The sequence below is a fragment of the Tropicibacter sp. S64 genome, from assembly GCF_049803835.1.
In the GTDB taxonomy this organism is placed as follows: Bacteria; Pseudomonadota; Alphaproteobacteria; order Rhodobacterales; family Rhodobacteraceae; genus Pacificoceanicola.
In genome coordinates this window covers 53477-71314 of record NZ_JBNAGK010000005.1, presented here as the reverse complement: position 1 = coordinate 71314, position 17838 = coordinate 53477, and the positions used below count along the sequence as shown (strand labels likewise).

At 67.4% G+C, this 17838-nt stretch carries 18 protein-coding genes; 6 read left to right on the top strand and 12 right to left on the bottom strand.

The features are described 5' to 3' along the window. Window positions 1-31 precede the first annotated feature (31 nt). The 8 genes from ACP159_RS09480 to iolE all read right to left on the bottom strand — a co-directional run bounded on the left by ACP159_RS09480 (window position 32) and on the right by iolE (window position 6149). Window positions 32-739, bottom strand: coding sequence for a gamma-glutamyl-gamma-aminobutyrate hydrolase family protein (locus ACP159_RS09480; RefSeq protein WP_425099435.1), 708 nt, complete (start codon window positions 737-739; stop codon window positions 32-34). After that, window positions 736-1686, bottom strand: coding sequence for an amidoligase family protein (locus ACP159_RS09475; RefSeq protein ID WP_425099434.1), 951 nt, complete (start codon window positions 1684-1686; stop codon window positions 736-738). The genes ACP159_RS09480 and ACP159_RS09475 overlap by 4 nt, the downstream gene beginning before the upstream one ends. 2 nt (window positions 1687-1688) lie before the next feature. Then, window positions 1689-2705 carry an AI-2E family transporter gene (locus ACP159_RS09470; RefSeq protein ID WP_425099432.1) on the bottom strand — a complete coding sequence of 339 codons (1017 nt, stop codon included), beginning with the start codon at window positions 2703-2705 and terminating at the stop codon, window positions 1689-1691. Beyond that, window positions 2698-3378, bottom strand: a complete 681-nt coding sequence (locus tag ACP159_RS09465; RefSeq protein ID WP_425099431.1) for a glycine zipper domain-containing protein — start codon at window positions 3376-3378, stop codon at window positions 2698-2700. The genes ACP159_RS09470 and ACP159_RS09465 overlap by 8 nt, the downstream gene beginning before the upstream one ends. Beyond that, window positions 3371-3784, bottom strand: coding sequence for a phage holin family protein (locus ACP159_RS09460; protein ID WP_425099430.1), 414 nt, complete (start codon window positions 3782-3784; stop codon window positions 3371-3373). The genes ACP159_RS09465 and ACP159_RS09460 overlap by 8 nt, the downstream gene beginning before the upstream one ends. Continuing rightward, the gene (locus tag ACP159_RS09455; RefSeq protein WP_425099429.1) at window positions 3781-4272 is read right to left on the bottom strand and encodes a hypothetical protein; all 492 of its coding nucleotides are present in this window, start codon (window positions 4270-4272) and stop codon (window positions 3781-3783) included. The genes ACP159_RS09460 and ACP159_RS09455 overlap by 4 nt, the downstream gene beginning before the upstream one ends. Window positions 4273-4431: 159 nt before the next feature. After that, window positions 4432-5247 (bottom strand): SDR family oxidoreductase, encoded by an 816-nt coding sequence (locus ACP159_RS09450; RefSeq protein ID WP_425099428.1) that lies wholly within the window; start codon window positions 5245-5247, stop codon window positions 4432-4434. Next, window positions 5244-6149 (bottom strand): myo-inosose-2 dehydratase, encoded by a 906-nt coding sequence (gene iolE, locus ACP159_RS09445; protein WP_425099427.1) that lies wholly within the window; start codon window positions 6147-6149, stop codon window positions 5244-5246. The genes ACP159_RS09450 and iolE overlap by 4 nt, the downstream gene beginning before the upstream one ends. Window positions 6150-6404: 255 nt before the next feature. On the opposite strand from iolE, the gene iolG reads away from it, so the two are divergent. The 6 genes from iolG (at window position 6405) to ACP159_RS09415 (ending at window position 13227) form a co-directional block, all read left to right on the top strand. Then, entirely contained in the window at window positions 6405-7406 is a 1002-nt protein-coding gene (gene iolG / locus ACP159_RS09440) for an inositol 2-dehydrogenase (RefSeq protein WP_425099426.1), read from the top strand. Between the two features lie 3 nt (window positions 7407-7409). Further along, the gene (locus ACP159_RS09435) at window positions 7410-8219 is read left to right on the top strand and encodes an HpcH/HpaI aldolase family protein (protein ID WP_425099425.1); all 810 of its coding nucleotides are present in this window, start codon (window positions 7410-7412) and stop codon (window positions 8217-8219) included. Continuing rightward, on the top strand, window positions 8219-9190 hold the full coding sequence (locus ACP159_RS09430) for a hydroxyacid dehydrogenase (protein ID WP_425099424.1): 972 nt from the start codon (window positions 8219-8221) through the stop codon (window positions 9188-9190). Before ACP159_RS09435 ends, ACP159_RS09430 begins: the two co-directional genes overlap by 1 nt. Continuing rightward, window positions 9174-10298 (top strand): Gfo/Idh/MocA family protein, encoded by a 1125-nt coding sequence (locus ACP159_RS09425; RefSeq protein ID WP_425099423.1) that lies wholly within the window; start codon window positions 9174-9176, stop codon window positions 10296-10298. Before ACP159_RS09430 ends, ACP159_RS09425 begins: the two co-directional genes overlap by 17 nt. A gap of 245 nt (window positions 10299-10543) precedes the next feature. Beyond that, on the top strand, window positions 10544-12754 hold the full coding sequence (gene katG, locus ACP159_RS09420; RefSeq protein WP_425099421.1) for a catalase/peroxidase HPI: 2211 nt from the start codon (window positions 10544-10546) through the stop codon (window positions 12752-12754). 242 nt (window positions 12755-12996) lie between these two features. Next, window positions 12997-13227 carry a hypothetical protein gene (locus ACP159_RS09415; RefSeq protein ID WP_425099420.1) on the top strand — a complete coding sequence of 77 codons (231 nt, stop codon included), beginning with the start codon at window positions 12997-12999 and terminating at the stop codon, window positions 13225-13227. Window positions 13228-13449: 222 nt separating this feature from the next. Here the strand turns inward: ACP159_RS09415 and bchO are convergent, their stop codons facing one another. Genes bchO through crtA form a run of 4 tightly spaced genes read right to left on the bottom strand, consistent with a single transcriptional unit; the run spans window position 13450 to window position 17786 of the window. Then, complete coding sequence (gene bchO, locus ACP159_RS09410; RefSeq protein WP_425099676.1) at window positions 13450-14349, bottom strand: alpha/beta fold hydrolase BchO; 900 nt, start codon at window positions 14347-14349, stop codon at window positions 13450-13452. Between the two features lie 4 nt (window positions 14350-14353). Then, window positions 14354-16024 (bottom strand): magnesium chelatase subunit D, encoded by a 1671-nt coding sequence (locus tag ACP159_RS09405; protein WP_425099419.1) that lies wholly within the window; start codon window positions 16022-16024, stop codon window positions 14354-14356. After that, window positions 16021-17070: a magnesium chelatase ATPase subunit I gene (bchI, locus tag ACP159_RS09400; protein WP_425099418.1), complete on the bottom strand. Its 1050-nt coding sequence runs from the start codon at window positions 17068-17070 to the stop codon at window positions 16021-16023. The genes ACP159_RS09405 and bchI overlap by 4 nt, the downstream gene beginning before the upstream one ends. Beyond that, window positions 17067-17786 (bottom strand): spheroidene monooxygenase, encoded by a 720-nt coding sequence (crtA, locus tag ACP159_RS09395; RefSeq protein WP_425099417.1) that lies wholly within the window; start codon window positions 17784-17786, stop codon window positions 17067-17069. Before crtA ends, bchI begins: the two co-directional genes overlap by 4 nt. Window positions 17787-17838 lie beyond the last annotated feature (52 nt).

The following is a 17838-nucleotide window of genomic DNA, read 5'->3' as shown; positions in this document are numbered from 1 at the left end:
GGCGCACCTGGCCTGGAGGAGGCCTGCCCGGTCAGGCCTCTGCCGCTTTCGGCACCGCCGCGCGGGATTCCGCGTGGCCCCGCGCCGCCTCGACAAGGGCGCGGAAGATCGCCCGCTGCCGCCGGGCATAGAACAGGTGTTCCGGGTGCCATTGGACGCCGAGCGCAAACGGATCGCCCTGCCGTTCCACAGCCTGCGGCATGCCCGACTTGTCCCGCGCCACCACGTGCAGGCCGTGGCCCGTGCGGTCGATGGCCTGCGTGTGCAGGGCGTTGACGGTCATTTCCTCCGGCCCGGCGATGCGCTCCAGCACGCTGCCCGGGATGATGTCGATGGCGCGGCGGGGCAGGACGGTGCGAATGACCTCCTGCTGGCCGTAGGTCTGCCAGGCGGTCTGGTCGAGCGTGCCGCCGAGCGCGACGTTGAGCATCTGTGCCCCGCGGCAGATGCCGAGTACCGGGATGCCCCGCGCGATGGCCTGCTCGGCCAGAGTGCGTTCGAAATCGTCGCGGGCGCGGTCGAGCCGGGCCGAAATCCCGAGCCGTCCGCCGTAGAGTTCCGGCGCGATGTCGTCGCCACCGCCGATGATGATGCCGTCCACGGTGCCGAGGTCCGCAGGCCGTCCCGCGCCCCAGCGAATGCCACGCCCGCCCGCGAGCCAGAGGTTCAGGTTGACCAGCGGATACACCCGCCACCCCGAGCGGCGCGAGGTCGTCACTCCGATAAGCGGTCGGGTCATGCCGTCGCTCCGAGGCCGGACTCCGCGAGGCGCGCATCGACCTGCCGGGCCCAGCCGCTCCGGGTAGTCAGCAGGCGGCCTCTTTGCGCCAGCCTGTCCTCGCACAGCCGGTCCAGAAGCGCGTCCTCCTGCGCGACACGCTCCACCAGCTGCCACATGTCCCAGGCTTCGTGAAGCGACCAGTCCGCCTCATCGATGCGGCAATCCGGCAGGCGGACGTGAAAGGCGGGGCGGCCGGAGACGTGGCCGTCGGTATGGCGAAAGAGGCGGGCAAAGCGGTCCGGCGCGGCGTCCTTGAACACCGGCAGCAGGTCGAGCCCGTGGTTCCGGCTCGTGGTGTGCGTGGCGTAGAGGTCCATGATGTCCGATATTGAAGGGCTCCGCGCCTCCGCCAGATCGTCCACCAGCGCCCGGGGCCAGGGATCGACGAAGGGCAGCAGGCGGCGGGTGGTGTCGAGCGGAAAGGCCGCGCGCAGGTGATCCTCCAGCAGGCCAAAGGCGAGGATCACTGCGCCGTCATGCTCCGGCGTTCCGGACAGCGCCGGGTTGAGGTGTACGCCGAAGCCGAGGAAGACGCCCTGCGAGGAGCCTTCCGCGCCTTCGCGGCGCAGCACCGCGCGCAGGGCGTCCAGCTCGCCGATCTGCTCCGGTGTCAGCGGGTCGGTCACGATCTCCACCGGAATCACCGCGCGCGCGAGATCGAGACCGTTTTCCAGCAGCTTGCCGCCCTGTTTCTTGCGCAGGAAGATGTCCAGCTCGATCCGGACTTCGCCCAGCTCGGTGCCGCTGACCCGGTAGGCATGGGCGCCATCGGAGTGCACCTCGCCCCCGAGCGTCCGGGCGACGATCCCGGCAACCGCCTCTTCGGTCAGGCCGGAGAATTCGATCTCGATGCCGGTCTTGCGCGGCGCGTCCGGGGCCGCACCGGGCAGGGGGGCGAAGTCCATGCTCATAGTGCCTGCGCGTCCTCTTGCGGCGTGGTGAACCGGGGCGACGAAATCCAGAACGTAGTGAGCCAGATCATCGTGGGAATTGCCACGATCCCGCCGATCGGCCCCCAGAGCCACAGACCGAAGAGAATGCCAAGAAAGATGCCCAGCGGGTTCATCTGCAGGCGCTGCCCGACGAGAAAAGGCGTGACGAACTGTGCTTCGGTCATGTTCAGCGCGAAATAGCCGAGCGCGGGAAGGAAGGAGTAGACGCCGTTGAACTGGGTGATGCCGGCGACGGTCAATGCGCCGATGAGGGCGATGGGGCCGAGATAGAGCAGGAAGTTCAGCAGGAACGCCGCAACCCCCCAGATCATCGGGTAGCTGACCCCGATGGCCATCATGACCGCGGCGGTGGCCACGCCAAGCCCCGCGTTGATCATGGTGATGGTCACAAAGTAATGCGACACCGCGCGGTCAGCCTTGCGCAGGGCAGGGGCCATGCGGGTGAAGGTGGCGTATATCTCGTCCCGCGTCATCAGAAAGAAGAACACGGTGCCCGCGAAGATCAGCGACTGGCCGAGGAAATTCGGCGCCATCCACATCATGTCGATCATCGTCGGCATGGCCTCTTCGCCGCCCTGCGTCAGCGACCGCTCCAGTTCGTCGCCGAGGTCTTCAAGGCCGCGGATGGAGTAGGTAAGGCGCTGCAGGTAGTAATGCACCTCCTGCAGCACAAGCGGCAGCTGCTGCGTGGCGTCGATTAGCACCGGCCCGAGCAGCACGACAAGGATGAAGAAGAAAAACGCGGCGAAGAGCAGGGCAGCCGTGGCGCTGACGGCCCGGGGCACCCCGAGGCGGTGCAGGATGCTGACCGAGGGGGCGAGGACAAGGGACAGGACGAGCCCGAGGGCAATGGGAGCGACGAAGCTCTCTGCCAGCCGCAGGCTGGTGACGACGAGCAGCGCCGCGATGATGACGAGGCTCCAGGTCTGCGCCAGACGCAGACCGGAGGGCCTCAGGGCGCCGTCAAACATTTGAGCGCGTCGCCTCCACACCGTCCTTCAGCGCCGCGCTGGCGCGGGCCTGAAGCGCGTCGATTTCCTCGTGCAGCAGGGCTTCGGCCTTGCGCAGCGCCGCGTCGCGGCGGGCGCCGAGCAGGGCCCCTTCCTGTTTCGTCGAGGGTAGCAGCGCTCCCGCGATGGCGCCGACGCCGATGGCGATTGCGGCGGTGGTGAAGGGGTGCTCCTGATGCGTGCGGGTGGCGGTCTCGCCCAGCCTTGCCGCGTGGCGCTCCAGCTTGCGCTGGGCGTCGAGCGCATGTTCGCGGGCGGCGATCACCCGGCGGCGGGCGCTTTCCGGCAGCTTCTCCAGACCGCGATCCAGAGACAGTTCGAGCGACCGCGAGGACGGGCCGCTGCGCAGCGGGTCCGGCTGCGGTTGCGGCTGTTCCGGCTGCGGCGCGCGCGTCGATTGTGCGATCAGCAGCGCGGCGCCGGTGCCGATCAGGGCAAGCGCGGCGGGGTTCTTCTTGGCCATCTCGCCCAGCGAGGAGGCCGCCTCCTGCGCCCAGTCGGCGCTGGTGCGGATCGCCTCCTGCCCGGCGCGCACCGGATTGGCGCTGTCCTTCAGGCGGTGGGCAATGTCGGAGACGCGGGAGCGTTGGGTTTCGGCTTCCCGTTCGAGCTCTTCGATGCGTGCATTAGCCATGGGTCATCTCCTCGGTCAGGGTCAGGTCCTTGCGGACCTGGTTAACGGTTCTGTTCGGTGTCAGGGCGCGGCTCGACAGTTTCGACCGCGCCAGAAGGGCCAGGATGAGTGCGGCCAGGGCCAGCAGACCGCCGACGATCAGCGTCGCGGCAAGCCAGCTCAGGCCCGCTTCGGCGAGGCCGATGACAGCGGCGGCGACGAGCGCCTGCACCGCGACCAAGGCGATCAGCGCGGCGGCGACGACGAAACCCAGCCCCGTAGCGGCGCTGCGGGCGCTCTCGGAGAGTTCCGCCTTTGCCAGCTTCACCTCCGTCACGAACAGCTTGCGCATCTGCGTGGCGAGGTCGGCGAGCAGGTCGGGCAGGGCGCGGATGTCGTCCTGTGGCTGGCGGCCCGGCTCCATCATTGCGCGTCTCCGGTGGCGACGGCAGGCGCGGACAGGTGCCCGGCCCAAGGATCGTCGGAGTAGGCCGGGGCGGCGCGGGGTGTCTCGGCCTTGAGTACCCGGGCGGCGGCGAACCCGGCGAGCACGGCGCCGCCGAGGAACAGCAGCGGGTTGCGTCGGGCGAAGGTCGCCACATCGCGGCTCAACTCGTCGAAGCCCTTGTCGCGGACATGGCTCAGCGCCCCGTCGATGCGGTTGGCGATCTCCTGCATGGCGCGCTCTTCGAGCGAGCCGGCCGGAAACTGGCTGCCCGCGCGGCGGGCGGCATCGGCGTAGGCGTCGCCCCGGTCGGTCACGCCATCGGTCAGGGCGTGGGCCCCGTCGTCGAGTTTGGTTTCGGCGGTGTCGCGGACGTGGTCCGCCGCGTCCTCCGCGGCTTGGCGGAGGTCGGCGGCGGTGGTTTCGGCGGCGTCCTTGATATGGGTCGCGGTGCGATCGACGGCGGTCATCGGAGTGTTCCCCTGTGTTGTTTCGGTCTGTCGTTGGCGGCGCAATCACGTTTGCGCGACAGTCCAAGGGAGAACGCCGATGCGGCGCTTTGGTTCCGTGCCGGACAGTCAGGAACAGTCCGGAACGCAAAGGCCCGGCGCGGGGCCGGGCCTGTCAGGTCATTCGGTGAGCTTCTCCGCCGGGGCCGGGGCCTGCCCGTCATAGCCGCCCCAGACCGACTGGTCGAAGTGGATCACCGCGCCCGTCATCATGCCGCTGTCGTCGGAGGCCATCCAGAGCACGGCCTTCGCCACCTCCGCCGGGTCCAGCAGCCGCCCGAAGGGCATCGTCGCCGCCACCCGGTCGATGAACCCGGCATCGCCGCTCTCTGCCTCCTGCAAGGCGCGTTCGTTGTCGGAGTTCATCCAGCCGATGTCCAACTGGTTGACCCGGATGCGATTGCGCATGAGGGCATAGCCGGAGTTGCGGGTGAGCGTGGCCAGCGCCGCCTTCGAGGCGCAATAGGGCGCGATGAAGGGCTGGCCCGCACGTTCGGAGGTAGAGCCGATGTTGACCATGGTGCCTTGCACGCCGGTCTTCTCCATCAGCTTCACCGCGTCCTGCATGAGGAAGAACGGCGCTCGGGTGTTCACCGCGAACATCCGGTCGAACAGCTCAGGCGTGGTGTTCAGCAGGTTCCCCCGGTCGGTCAGCCCGGCGGCGTTCACCAGGATGTCCACGCGGCCGAAGCGGGCCTCCGTCGCGGGGATGATGGCCCGCACGTCGTCGATGTTGCCCAGATCCGCCGCGACCATCTCCACCGGCACACCGGTTTCCCCGGTGATGGCCGCCGCCTTCGCTTGCCCCTTCTCCAGCCCGCGCCCGACGATCACGATCCCCGCGGCCCCGGCCTTGGCAAAGAGCGTGGCAATCGCCGCGCCCAGACCCTGCGTGCCGCCGGTGACGACCGCGATCTTTCCGTCAATTCTGTTCATGAGATCACCTCGTATCCTGCTGCTGTCATCACCCGCATCAGTTCCGCATGACCGACCTGCGCCATCTTCAATGGCGGGTTGGCGACCGGGTCCTGCTCGGCCTCCACCACGAACCAGCCTTCGTAGCCGTGGTCCGCACATTTCTGCACGATGGCTCCGAAATCGAGGCTGCCGTCGCCGGGGACGGTGAAGGCGCCCTTGATGACCGCGTCGAGGAAGCTTTCCTTTTCGCGGTCGAGCGTGTCGGTCACGCTGCGGCGGATGTCCTTGACGTGGACATGGCTGATCCGCGCGTGGTGCTTGTCGATGGCGGCCAGCGGGTCGCCCCCGGCAAAAGCGAGATGCCCGGCGTCGAGCAGCAGCGGGATGCCGACTCCGGATGCGGCCATGAAGGCGTCGAGTTCTTCCTCGAACTGCACCACCGCGCCCATGTGGTGGTGGTAGGAGAGCGGCATGCCCTGATCCGCGCACCATTCGCCGAATTCTGTGACCTGCCGGGCGTAGGCCCTCATCTGGTCGGCGCTCAGCACCGCCTTGCGGGCAAGGGGAATGCTCCGGTCGCCCTGAATCGAGAGGCCCACCTCGCCATAGACGATGCAGGGTGCGCCAACCGCCTTGAACAGGTCGATCATCGGCAAAATGCGGGCCTTGTTCGCCGCGAGATCGCCATCCGCCGCCAGCGTGCCGGAGAACCAGCCGCCGCAGAGCGTCACGTCTGCGGCCTTCAGGATCGGCAGCATCTCGTCCGGGTCGGAGGGAAAACGGCGGCCCATTTCCATGCCGGTGAAGCCCGCGCTGCGCGACTGGCGCAGGCATTCCTCCAGGCTCACATCGTCGGAGAGTTCCGGCAGATCGTCGTTCCACCATGCGATGGGCGACATGCCCAGTTTCGCCTTCAGCATTTCAAGTCCTCCCTGTCGCGGCGCACCGCGTGTGGTCTTCGTTCCGCCGACGCTATACCCGCAACCGCCGGCCTTGGCATGGCTCGGACCGGCGATACCCGCGCGTTTCTTGCAGCCGTGAGAGGATCGCGCAGCGAGCCCGATTGCGGGCTGGCGGGCGTGCTCCGGTGGTGCTTTTCTCCTCTCTAAGGAACGTGGATTGACAATGCAACGCTTTTGCAATGAATATTGCAGGAAACGACCCGGGAGGAAATCATGACCAGAATCGCCCTGCTCGGCTGCGGCCGGATCGGACAGATGCACGCCGACATCATCGCCGCTCACCCGCGTGCGTCACTGGCCGGGGTGTTCGACACCCACGGCCCGGCGGCGCAGGCCGCGGCGGCCCGGCATGGCTGCGCGGTGTATGACAGCCCGGAGGCGGCCTTTGCCTCGGATGCCGACGCGGTGCTGATCGCCACGCCCACGTCGACGCATGTGGAGTTCATCAAGGCCGGCGTTGCGGCGGGCAAGGCGGTGCTGTGCGAGAAACCGATCGACCTCGATCTGGGCCGGGCGCGGGATTGCGGCGCGGCGCTGGCCGGATCGGACGTGCCGGTGATGATCGGCTTCTGCCGCCGCTTCGATCCCGGACACCGTGCCGCGCGGGCGGCTCTGCTTGACGGGCGATTGGGCGATCTGCATCAGGTGGTGATCACTTCCCGCGATCCCGGCATGGCGCCGGACGGCTACATCCGCACCTCCGGCGGCATCTTTCGCGACATGACGATCCACGATCTCGACCTTGCGCGCTACATGCTGGGCGAGGAAGTCATTGCGGTCAGCGCCACGGGCGCACGGCTGGTCAATCCGGCGCTGATGGAAGAATGCGGCGATTATGACACCGTCACGGCGGTGCTGAGCACCGCTTCGGGCAAGCAGGCGATCATCACAAACTCGCGGCAGGCGGTCTATGGCTATGACCAGCGGGTCGAACTGTTCGGATCGGGCGGCATGGCGCTGTCGGACAATCACCGGGAGCACAATGCGGTGGTCTACGGGCAGGGCTTCACGAACCACGCCGCGCCGCTGCAGCACTTCTTCATCGAGCGCTATCACGCCGCCTTTGTCGCGGAGATCGACAACTTCGTTGACGCGGTGGAGGGCAAGGCCGCGCCGGAGGTGACGTTCGACGACGGGGTGAAAGCGCTGGCGCTGGCGGAGGCCTGTTTCAAATCCATCGCGGAAGCCCGCACGATCCAGCTTTCGGAGGTCTGAGTCATGAAGAAGAACCCGCTCAGGCAAATCTGGGCCGAGGGGCGTCCGGTCCTGCATGGCTGGCTCTCCATCGGATCGCCCTTCGTCGCCGAAATCATGGCCGAGCAGGGCTATGACGCGATCAGCATCGACGGTCAGCACGGCGCGGTCGATTACTCCCATATCCTGCCGATGTTCCAGGCGATGCGGGCCAGTGGCGTGACGATTGGCGCCCGGGTGCCCTGGCTCGATCCGGCGGCGATCATGAAGATGCTCGACGCGGGCGCCTATCAGGTGATCTGTCCGATGATCAACACGCCCGAACAGGCTGCGGAGTTCGTCAGCTACATGCGTTATCCGCCTCTGGGCCAGCGCAGTTTCGGGCCGACCCGGGCCAGCTATCCGCAGGGCGGCGGCATCGCGCAGGAGGCCAATGACGAGGTCATCGGCTGGGCCATGGTGGAGACGAAGCAGGCGATGGAGAACCTCGACGCCATCGCCGCGACGCCGGGTCTGGACGGCATCTACGTGGGGCCGGCGGACCTGGCGTTCTCGCTTTCGGACGGCACGCTGAACCCCGGTTTCGACCGGGAGGAGCCGGAGATGATCGCAGCGCTGCGCAAGATCGCCGACACCTGCGCCCGGCACGGGATCAAGGCGGCGTTGCATTGCGGGACGCCAGAGTATGCGGCGCGGGCGGTGAGCTGGGGCTATCACATGACCACCGTCTCGGGCGATGCCCGTATCCTCGCGGCAGGCGCGGCGGCGCATGTGAAAGCGTTCCGGGAGGCTGTCGGGTCCGGGAGCACGGAGCCGGACGGCGGGGCATACTGATGTACAGGGTGCTGGTCGCCGGGATGTTGCACCCGTCGGGCCGCGCGTTGCTCGATGACTGCAAGGGAATCGAGCCGACCTACGTGGACGACATCTCGGAGGAAAGCTATGCGCCGCTGATCGGCGAGGCGGACGCGCTGCTGATCCGAACCCAACCGATGAGCGCCGCGACGGTGGCCAGGGCGAAGCGCCTGCGGCTCGTCTCCCGCCATGGTGTGGGCTATGACGCGGTGGACGTGGCGGCCCTGACCGCGCAGGGCATTCCGCTGGCGGTCTGCGGGGATGTCAATTCGACGTCGGTGGCGGAACACGCGATGATGATGATCCTCGCGGCAACCAAACGCGTGCTGCGGGCGGATGCGGCGGTGCGCAAGGGACCGTGGGCCTGGCGCAACCGGCTGGAATCGCAGGATCTGCGCGGGCGCAACCTGCTGCTGCTTGGCTATGGCCGGATCGGGCGGCACACGGCGGTGATGGCGGCGGGCTTCGGCCTGCACATCCGGGCCTATGACCCCTATCTGTTGAAACAGGGCTGGCCAGAGGGGCCTGTCACTCCGGCGTCGAACCTGCGGGACGCCCTGGCCTGGGCCGACGTGATTTCCGTCAGCGCACCCCGCGCGGACAAACCCCTGATCGGGCCGGAGGAATTCGCTGCGATGAAACCCGGCACCGTGCTGGTCAACACTGCACGCGGCGGCATCGTCGACGAGGCGGCGCTGGTCGAGGCCCTCAAGGATGGCACCATCGGCGCGGCGGGACTCGACGTGTTCGAACAGGAGCCGCTGCCTGCCGATCACCCGCTCAAGTCCTTCGATCAGGTCCTCCTCAGCCCTCATATCGCCGGAGTCACGGCAGGTGCGGCAGAGCGCATGGCCATCGGTTCCGCCCAGAACGTCATCGACTTCTTTCATGGCCGGCTCGATCCGGCGCTCATCGTCAACAGGACCCATCTGCATGACTACAAAGCCTGATTTCAACGTCGGTCTTATCGGCTCGGGCTTCATGGGCAAGGCGCATACCTTCGGCTATGCCAGCGCCGCCAAGGTGTTCGATCTCGCCGTGAACCCGGTGCTGCACACGCTCGCCGACATCTCGGACGCGGCGGCGTCGAAAGCCGCCTCGGCGCTCGGCTTCGCCCATGCCACCTCCGACTGGCGCAAGATGGTGGACGATCCGGCGATTCACGTGGTCAACATCACCGCCCCGAACGCCCTGCACAAGGACATGGCCCTTGCGGCCATCGCGGCGGGCAAACACGTCTATTGCGAAAAACCGCTCGCTCCCCTTGTCGCCGATGCCCGCGAGATGGCGGAAGCCGCCGAGGCGGCGGGGGTCAAGACCCAAGTCGGGTTCAACTACCTCTGCAACCCGATGCTGAAACTGGCCAGGGAGATGATCGAGGCCGGTGAACTTGGCGAGATCCGGGGGTTTCGTGGCCTGCATGCGGAGGACTACATGGCGGATGCCACGGGTCCCTACACCTTCCGGCACGATCCGGCGGGGGGCGGGGCGCTGGCGGATCTGGGCAGCCATGTCCTTGCCACCGCAGAATATCTTTTGGGTCCGGTCACCGAGGTCATGGGCGATTGTGTGACCATGATCCCGGAGCGTCCGGATGGCTATGGCGGTGTGAAGGCGGTGACGGTCGACGACGTCGCACGCGCCTTCCTGCGCTTTGCCAGCGGTGCGAACGGCAGTCTCGAAGCGAACTGGATCGCGACGGGGCGCAAGATGCAGCACGATTTCGAGGTCTGGGGCTCGAAGGGCGCTCTGACCTTCAGCCAGGAGCGGTTCAACGAACTGCATTTCTTCGACACGCGGGATGCCAAGGGGCGCCAGGGCTTCCGCCGGATCGAAGCCGGACCGGATCATGCGCCTTACGGCCGGTTCTGCGTCGCTGCCGGGCATCAAATCGGTTTCAACGATCTCAAGGCAATCGAAGTGGCCCGGTTTCTTGAAGCTATCACGTCAGGTGCGCCGGAACCCTACGGTTTTCGTGCCGGGCTGCGCATCCAGATGCTGGTCGAGGCGATCCACCAGTCCTCGTCCGAGCGGGCGTGGCGATCGGTTCCGGACTGATTATCCCGGCATTTTGATAGGACTGGGTTATTGCGATGATCAGGTAATGCAATTTTACCTGATCATCTTGTTTTGATACGTTCTAAACAGCAGATTCGAGGCAGGGTAGGGATGTTTCCGAAACGGAAGCGTTCTCAATGCCTTGCCAGACAAGTACGAAGCGGCCGCGACGCAGTTTGCGGCTGGCGCATGCGACGGATCCCGGTCTGCTCCGGGACCCGCACCAGAGAGGAACGGAGAGAACCATGGACGGAAACGACAACGGCAAATGCCCGGTCATGCACGGCAAACCGCTCGCGACCCATTTCGGAGTGCGCGGCAATCGTGACTGGTGGCCGAACCAGCTGAACCTCAAGATCCTGGCGCAGAACAGCCCGGCGACCACGCCGTTGGGCGAGGATTTCAACTATGCCGAGGCGTTCAAGACGCTCGATCTCGATGCGGTCAAGGCGGACCTCTACGCGCTGATGACCGACAGCCAGGACTGGTGGCCCGCCGATTACGGTCATTACGGCCCGTTCTTCATCCGCATGGCCTGGCACAGCGCCGGGACCTATCGCACCGCCGACGGACGCGGCGGCGGCTCTACCGGCAACCAGCGCTTCGCCCCGCTGAACAGCTGGCCGGACAACGGCAACCTCGACAAGGCGCGGCGTCTGCTCTGGCCGGTCAAGCAGAAGTACGGCAACGCCCTGAGCTGGGCCGACCTGTTCATCCTCGCCGGCAACTGCGCCATCGAGTCGATGGGCGGCCGGACCTTCGGCTTTGGCGGCGGCCGGGCGGACATCTTCGAGCCGGAGGAAGATATCTACTGGGGCTCCGAAGCCGAATGGCTGGCCACCTCCGACGCGGAAGGCAGCCGCTATTCCGGGGACCGCGAGCTGGAAAACCCGCTGGCTGCCGTGCAGATGGGCCTGATTTACGTCAACCCCGAAGGTCCGGACGGCAACCCCGACCCGCTGGCATCGGCCAAGGACATCCGGGAGACCTTTGCCCGTATGGCCATGAACGATGAAGAAACCGTTGCCCTGACCGCGGGCGGCCACACCTTCGGCAAGGCGCACGGGGCGGGTGATGCCGGTCTCGTCGGTGCCGAACCCGAGGCGGGCGCCATGGAAGACATGGGCTTCGGCTGGAAAAACGCCTTTGAATCGGGGCGCGGCGTGCATACGACAACCTCCGGGATCGAAGGGCCGTGGACCGCGAACCCCATCAAGTGGGACAACGGGTATTTCGACCTGCTGTTCGGCTACGAGTGGGAGCTGGTGAAGTCGCCGGCGGGGGCGTGGCAGTGGCATCCGAAGGATCTCAAGGAAGAGGATCACGCGCCGCAGGTCGACGGCTCGGGCGCGAAGGTCACGCCGATGATGACGACCGCCGATATGGCGATGCGCATGGACCCGATTTATGGAAAGATTTCCAAGCGGTTCCATGAGAACCCCGAGGAGTTCGCCGAAGCCTTCGCCCGCGCCTGGTTCAAGCTGACGCACCGCGACATGGGGCCGAAGGTCTGTTATCTCGGCAAGGAGGTTCCGGCGGAGGACCTGATCTGGCAGGACCCCATTCCGGCCTGCGATCACCCGCTGGTGGATGCCTCCGATGTGGCTGAACTGAAAGCGAAAATCCTGTCGTCCGGGCTGACCGAGGCGGAACTGATAAAGACCGCCTGGGCCTCGGCGTCGACTTTCCGGGGATCGGATCGTCGCGGGGGAGCCAATGGGGCGCGCATTCGGTTGGCGCCGCAGAAGGATTGGGCGGTCAACGAACCTGAGATGCTGGCCAAGGTTTTGAAGACGTTGGAGGACATCCAGGCGAGCTTCAACGCCTCCGCGGCTGGCGGCAAAAAGGTGTCGTTGGCGGACTTGATCGTGCTTGGTGGCTCCGCTGCTGTGGAAAAGGCCGCAAAAGCGGGCGGTTACAATATCGAGGTGCCGTTTGCGCCGGGGCGGATGGATGCGTCGGAGGAGCAGACGGATGCGGAGAGCTTCGAGCCACTGGAGCCGAAGGCCGATGGATTCCGAAACTACCTCGCAGGCGAGTTTTCCGTTGCCGCAGAAGAGCTTATGCTCGACCGGGCGCAGCTTCTGACGCTCACCGCGCCGGAGATGACGGTGCTCGTCGGAGGGTTGAGGGTGCTCGGCGCGAACTGCTGTGACGTCCCGCACGGGGTGCTCACGGACCGCAAGGGTGCGCTTTCAAATGACTTTTTCCGCAACCTCATGGACATGAAGACGGAATGGAAGCCGCTTGGGGATGGCATCTACGAGGGCCGCGACCGGAAGACCGGCGAGACAATCGGGACCGGCACGCGCTGTGATCTCGTGTTCGGCTCGAACTCGCAATTGCGTGCGATTGCAGAGGTTTACGCGCAGGACGACGCGGGTGAGAAGTTCGTCCGCGACTTCGTGAAAGCCTGGGTCAAGGTGATGAACGCGGACCGCTTCGATCTCGCCTGAAGCGGAGTCCTCCACCCTTTCAGCCGCGTCCGGGGTGCCCCGGGCGCGGTTTTTGCGTGAGCGTTTGGAGCGATGACCGCTTTGAACGGTCGCCTACGCAGGCACCGAACCAGAAAGTCAGTCGTCGGCTGTGAGAAGCATGCAAGCTGCAGAATTTGCTTGAGAAAAGTGCCATTTCATGGGCGTTGCGGTGCTGGGTTTCCCAGGTTTCCGGCCGAGGTCCTGCCGTTTGGACTGCTCTCATGAAGCACCGCGACCGCGCAACGGAACCGGACGATCCGTTGCGGTCTCGTCTGGTCGACCTGATCGACATGCGCCTGGTGTCGCTGAAACTGTCCGAGTTGCGTGACTGGGAGTGGTTTGAGCGGGAATGGGCGGTGTTTTTCCTACCGAGGGAGGGGCAGGCCGCGACGCATCCAAGGCTGGTCCTTGGGATGATCTTGCCTGCCGCATGTATACCGCCTGGCGGATGACGCGGTGGTAGCACGGTAAGCGGACAATCCGTGTTTTCAGCACTTCACCGGCGAGGTGGTCTTTCAGCATCAGCCGCCGATCCACCCGTTCACGCACAGTCGCGGGCGCGTTTGGACCGGTGAGCGCGCCATTGGGCGCCTTCGGTTCATGAGCCTTGCCGATGCGTCCGGAAAGATGGAGTCTCGGCGAGACTACAACACAGGTCGATGTCTGCACGCGGGTCACACGCCGGATCGGAGCGAGCGATCCGGGTTGGCGGCACAGATCCAGTCGCACAGGAGCGGTGCGATCCTTTCGGGTGCCTCTTCATGTACCAGATGTCCAAACCCGTCGATCTTGCAAAGCTGCGCGTGGCGTAATCGTCGGGCGGCCTGAGCGGAAATCTGCGGGGGAACGGCGCGGTCGCCGGACGCGGTTATCAGCAGGCAGCGCGCCGCAATCTCCGGCAAGGAGTCGAGCAGCGGGTCGATGGTCCAACTTGCCATCATCCGCAGGGTCCCGTCGACGTGGGCGCGGTCCGAGATCAGCCGCGCGTAGAGGCGCAAACCTTCGGCATCGAGATGTGAGCCGGTGCCCGCAATCAACCGCTCTGCCCGCCGCAAGGGTCCCGGACCCGCGCTGAAGGCGAGGGCGGTGAGCGGGTTCAGGGCCATGAGCTTGGCGAGGACCGGAAACAGCCAGCCCGCGATCCCGTCGAAATGTCCGAGGGCCGCGTTGATGCCGATGACGGCGGGTGGCGTGCCTTCGGGCGTGACAAGGATCCGGCTGAGGGTCAGCGCAAGACAGGCGCCTGCGGAGTGTCCGACGATCGCGGTGGGCCGCCAGCCTTCACGGTTGCACAGGCTGGCAATATCCTCGGTCATTCCGTTCAGCCCCAGCCGATGGCGTGTGCCGGCCTGCGTGAACCCCTGTCCCGGAAGATCGAGCGCCACGAGGTGGACCCGATTCGCCAGCAGCGGAACGATCCCGCGCCAGGTGTGGGTCGATGATCCTGCGCCGTGCAGGAGAAGGAGAGTCGGTCCGCGGCCGGTCTCCTGCACGTGCCAGGCGTGCGGCGGGCAGGAGACCCGGCGGGACAGCGCGTGACTTGGCCAGTCCGGCAGATCCCGGGCCCAGTCCACGGTCTCACCCGGCGAGCGCCGCTTCGGCGCTCCGGCACAGGGCGTTGGCATCGGCGCGGGGCAGGGCGAGGTATTGCGCCCTCAGTCCCAGCGCGAGGGCTTTGCCCTCGTCACTCGGCCTGGCTGCCGTGTCGATGACCACGCCGGGCACGCCCTGGGCACAAAGGGCAGAGGCCAGCGCCGCCGCGTCCTTGCGTGCCGCCTCGCGCCCCGGCTGGCCATTGAGCGTGATGTTGCCGCGTCCGTCGGTCAGCACGATCAGTGCCGGAGACAAGCCCTGATGCCGGGCCGTCGTGGCAAGTCCAAGCGCCGCTTGCAGACCCGAGGCCAGCGGCGTCCCGCCGCCACCGGGCAGGGCGGTGAGTTGGCGCTTTGCCCGGGCAAGCGCGCGCGTGGGCGGCAGAAGCACATCCGCCGCCGTCCCGCGAAAGGAAATCAGCGCCACGTGATCCCGCTGGGCATAGGCCCGCGCAAGGAACAACTCGATGGCGCCCTTCGCCTCGTTCATCCGGGCGAGCGCGGCGGAGCCGGAGGCATCGACGGCAAAGATCAGCAGCCGGTCGGAGCGCTCCTCGAACCGGTGCAGCCGGATGTCTGCGGGGGTGACGATGATCCGGGTGGCGGTCTCGGGACGCGCGGCACGCCGCAGGCTCTGGAACGGGACGGCTGCGCGCAGGGTGGCGATCGGGTCGATCCGGGCCCGTCCGTCCGCCCGTCCAGGACGCGAGGGCAGGGGGCGGCCGCGCCGGTTGCCCTTGCGCGTGCTGCCCGCGCCGTGACCGCTCGGGCCAGTGCGGGGCGCCTTGTCGGGGTCGAGCCGATCGAGCAGGCCAGCCGGCATGGCGGCGGCCACGGCGGCGACGACCATGTCTTCGGGGGGCATGGTGCCCGGTGTGCTCTCGGTCCCGCTCGGCTCGCCGGTTTCGGGCGGTGGCGGCGCCCGGTCAGGGTCCGGTTCACGGGGCAGAGCGGTTGCGCGGGACGCAAAGACCAGAGCGGCGGCTTCGGCGAGGTGGTCGTCGGTGATGGCTGTGGCCCCATCGAGCGCGGCCAGGGCCCGCGCGGCGCGGAGCGCCAGAAGCGGCGCACGCAGGCTGTCGATACCGAAACGCACGGCTGCGGCGGCCACCGCGTGGCGCTGATCGCCCGTTGCGTCAATCCTCCCGAGGAGAGCGCGCGCGGCGGCGATGGCCTCCGGTGCGGGCGCGCCCTTCGATGCGTCACTCCACGACAGTCCGTCCAGGTCGAGGCCGAAGGCAAGCCGGTCGCGGAGGCAGGCGGGGGCCTGTTCCTCCGGCTCGGCGCCCTCGTCGAGCAGGATCAGTGTGTGTCCCGCGCCCGAATCCATGAGTTGCGCCAGTCGCGCGGCGTACCCCGGCCCGGCCCGTTCGGCCATGGTCAGCACCAGAACCGCCCCCCGTGCAGCCAGTCCTTCGGTCCGGACCATGCGGCGGGACATCAGGGTGGCGGACAGGTCGAGTCCGCCGAACAGCCGCGCGTCCGGATCGGAGGGGTGCAGGCGGTGCCGAGGTTGCGGCAACAGCGCCGCGCAGGCATCTTCGAAGCGCTGTCGGACGGGACCGGCACGGGCGCGCAGCGTGATGCCGCCCTGCCCGGACGGGTCCACCGCCAGCGCGGCAAGCGCGCGCATGGCCTGGGGCCAGAGGGGTGTCATCCGAGGACCTCGTCCAGCGCCCGCATCACCCGGGTGGCGGTGCCCGCCTCGTCCAGCGGGTCGCGGCGCAGACGGTGGCTGAGAGCCAGCGGCGCGAGGCTGCGAATGTGGTCGGGAGTGACCGCTGCGCTGCCCGCGTAGGCGGCCTGTGCCCGTGCCGCCCGCAAAAGGGTCAGCTCGCCGCGCAGCCCATCGGTGCCGAGCGCCACGCTGAGCCGCGCACAGAGTTCGAGGATGGCAGTGTCCGCCGCGATCCCCGGCAGGACGGCGCGTGCCGCGAGGATCGCGGCGCGCACCTTGGCGTCCTCCGCCTGCCAGCGATCGAGGAAAGAAATCCGGTCCGTCTCGTAGGCGTCCCGCCGACGCAGAACCTCCACCCGTTCGGCGATGTCGGCGGGCGAGCGGACTTCCACCGAAAGGCCGAAGCGGTCCAGCAGCTGCGGGCGCAGCTCGCCCTCCTCCGGATTGCCGGACCCGACCAGCACGAAGCGGGCCGGATGCCGGATCGACAGCCCCTCGCGTTCCACGGCGTTGACGCCGGATTGCGCCACGTCGAGCAGCAGGTCGACGATGTGATCTTCGAGCAGGTTGACCTCGTCGATATAGAGATAGCCGCGATTGGCGCGGGCCAGCAGGCCGGGTTCAAAATGCTTCTCCCCGAGGCTCAGCGCCCGTTCGATGTCCAGTGCCCCGGTCACCCGGTCCTCGGTCACACCGAGCGGCAGGTCGACCACCGGCGTCGGGCGGCGCACCACCCGGCCGGAGAGCGGCCCGGCCCAGTCGGGGCTTTCGGCGGGCGTGGGTGCGTTGACCGGGCATCCCTCCGCCACGTCGATGGGGGGCAGCAGAGCGGCGAGCGCCCGCACGGCGGTGGATTTTCCGGTGCCCCGGTCGCCGAACACCAGCACCCCGCCGATACCGGGGTCGACGGCCGTGAGGATCATCGCCAGCTTCATCTGGTCCTGTCCGACGATGGCGGAGAAGGGGAAGGGGGCAGGTGTGCCGGTGCAGGATGTCGTGGAAAGGCTATGGGAGTGTGCGTTCATGTCTGATCTCCGATCATCTTGCTCAGCGGGTCTGTGCCGTGCCAGGTGCCCTCGGCGCCCAGCACCCGGAACCGCGCATAGAGTTCCTCGCGGAACCAACCGCCCTCCCGGACCGCCCGGATCGCCCGGGCATGAGGGCCGTCGACGCGGGCAAAGCGGGCCATGGCATCCGCGTCGGGCCAAATGGAAAAGGTCACCTGATGCAGCCACGGCACCTCGCCGATGCCGATCTTGAAGGCGACGTCGCGGTTGTCGCCGATGACCGCGCTGACCCCCGGTACCCGCCGCCAGAAGCGCAGCGCGGCGCGCGGACGCAGCGTGGCGCGGGTGAGCGCGGCGATGGGGCCCGTCTCCGGCGGGCTTGCGGGGGTGAACGGGCTGCGCCCCGACCAGACGCCGCGCGCTGAAATCGGGGTCATGAAGACGGTGAAGGCCTCTGCGGCGCGGGCGTGGTAGCGTCGGAACAATGTTTCGCGCGCGAACACGGTCCGGGCCTGTTCGGCGGAGTCCCAGACGGCGAGGATGGCATAGACGGCGGTGTTCGGCACCGGGGTAAACCCCTCGCCGGTGCCCGAGCCGCAGAGCTTCCAGAACCGCAGGCCGGGAATGCGCACAAGGGCAGGACGGGCCAGTCCCATCATGGCAAAGGCCCAGAGCCGGTCCCGAAACCGGGCAAAGCGGTAGAAACTGAGGCTGACGGTCTGAATGGCAGACACCCTCCCCCGGAGACTTCCCGCCGGACGTGGCGGGAGCCGTGTGTCCATGAAA

Coding starts and splice junctions, on each gene's coding strand:
- ACP159_RS09480 (WP_425099435.1), bottom strand. CDS start 739: ATGACCCGACCGCTTATCGGAGTGACGACCTCGCGCCGCTCGGGGTGG.
- ACP159_RS09475 (WP_425099434.1), bottom strand. CDS start 1,686: ATGGACTTCGCCCCCCTGCCCGGTGCGGCCCCGGACGCGCCGCGCAAG.
- ACP159_RS09470 (WP_425099432.1), bottom strand. CDS start 2,705: ATGTTTGACGGCGCCCTGAGGCCCTCCGGTCTGCGTCTGGCGCAGACC.
- ACP159_RS09465 (WP_425099431.1), bottom strand. CDS start 3,378: ATGGCTAATGCACGCATCGAAGAGCTCGAACGGGAAGCCGAAACCCAA.
- ACP159_RS09460 (WP_425099430.1), bottom strand. CDS start 3,784: ATGATGGAGCCGGGCCGCCAGCCACAGGACGACATCCGCGCCCTGCCC.
- ACP159_RS09455 (WP_425099429.1), bottom strand. CDS start 4,272: ATGACCGCCGTCGATCGCACCGCGACCCATATCAAGGACGCCGCCGAA.
- ACP159_RS09450 (WP_425099428.1), bottom strand. CDS start 5,247: ATGAACAGAATTGACGGAAAGATCGCGGTCGTCACCGGCGGCACGCAG.
- iolE (WP_425099427.1), bottom strand. CDS start 6,149: ATGCTGAAGGCGAAACTGGGCATGTCGCCCATCGCATGGTGGAACGAC.
- iolG (WP_425099426.1), top strand. CDS start 6,405: ATGACCAGAATCGCCCTGCTCGGCTGCGGCCGGATCGGACAGATGCAC.
- ACP159_RS09435 (WP_425099425.1), top strand. CDS start 7,410: ATGAAGAAGAACCCGCTCAGGCAAATCTGGGCCGAGGGGCGTCCGGTC.
- ACP159_RS09430 (WP_425099424.1), top strand. CDS start 8,219: ATGTACAGGGTGCTGGTCGCCGGGATGTTGCACCCGTCGGGCCGCGCG.
- ACP159_RS09425 (WP_425099423.1), top strand. CDS start 9,174: ATGACTACAAAGCCTGATTTCAACGTCGGTCTTATCGGCTCGGGCTTC.
- katG (WP_425099421.1), top strand. CDS start 10,544: ATGGACGGAAACGACAACGGCAAATGCCCGGTCATGCACGGCAAACCG.
- ACP159_RS09415 (WP_425099420.1), top strand. CDS start 12,997: ATGAAGCACCGCGACCGCGCAACGGAACCGGACGATCCGTTGCGGTCT.
- ACP159_RS09405 (WP_425099419.1), bottom strand. CDS start 16,024: ATGACACCCCTCTGGCCCCAGGCCATGCGCGCGCTTGCCGCGCTGGCG.
- bchI (WP_425099418.1), bottom strand. CDS start 17,070: ATGAACGCACACTCCCATAGCCTTTCCACGACATCCTGCACCGGCACA.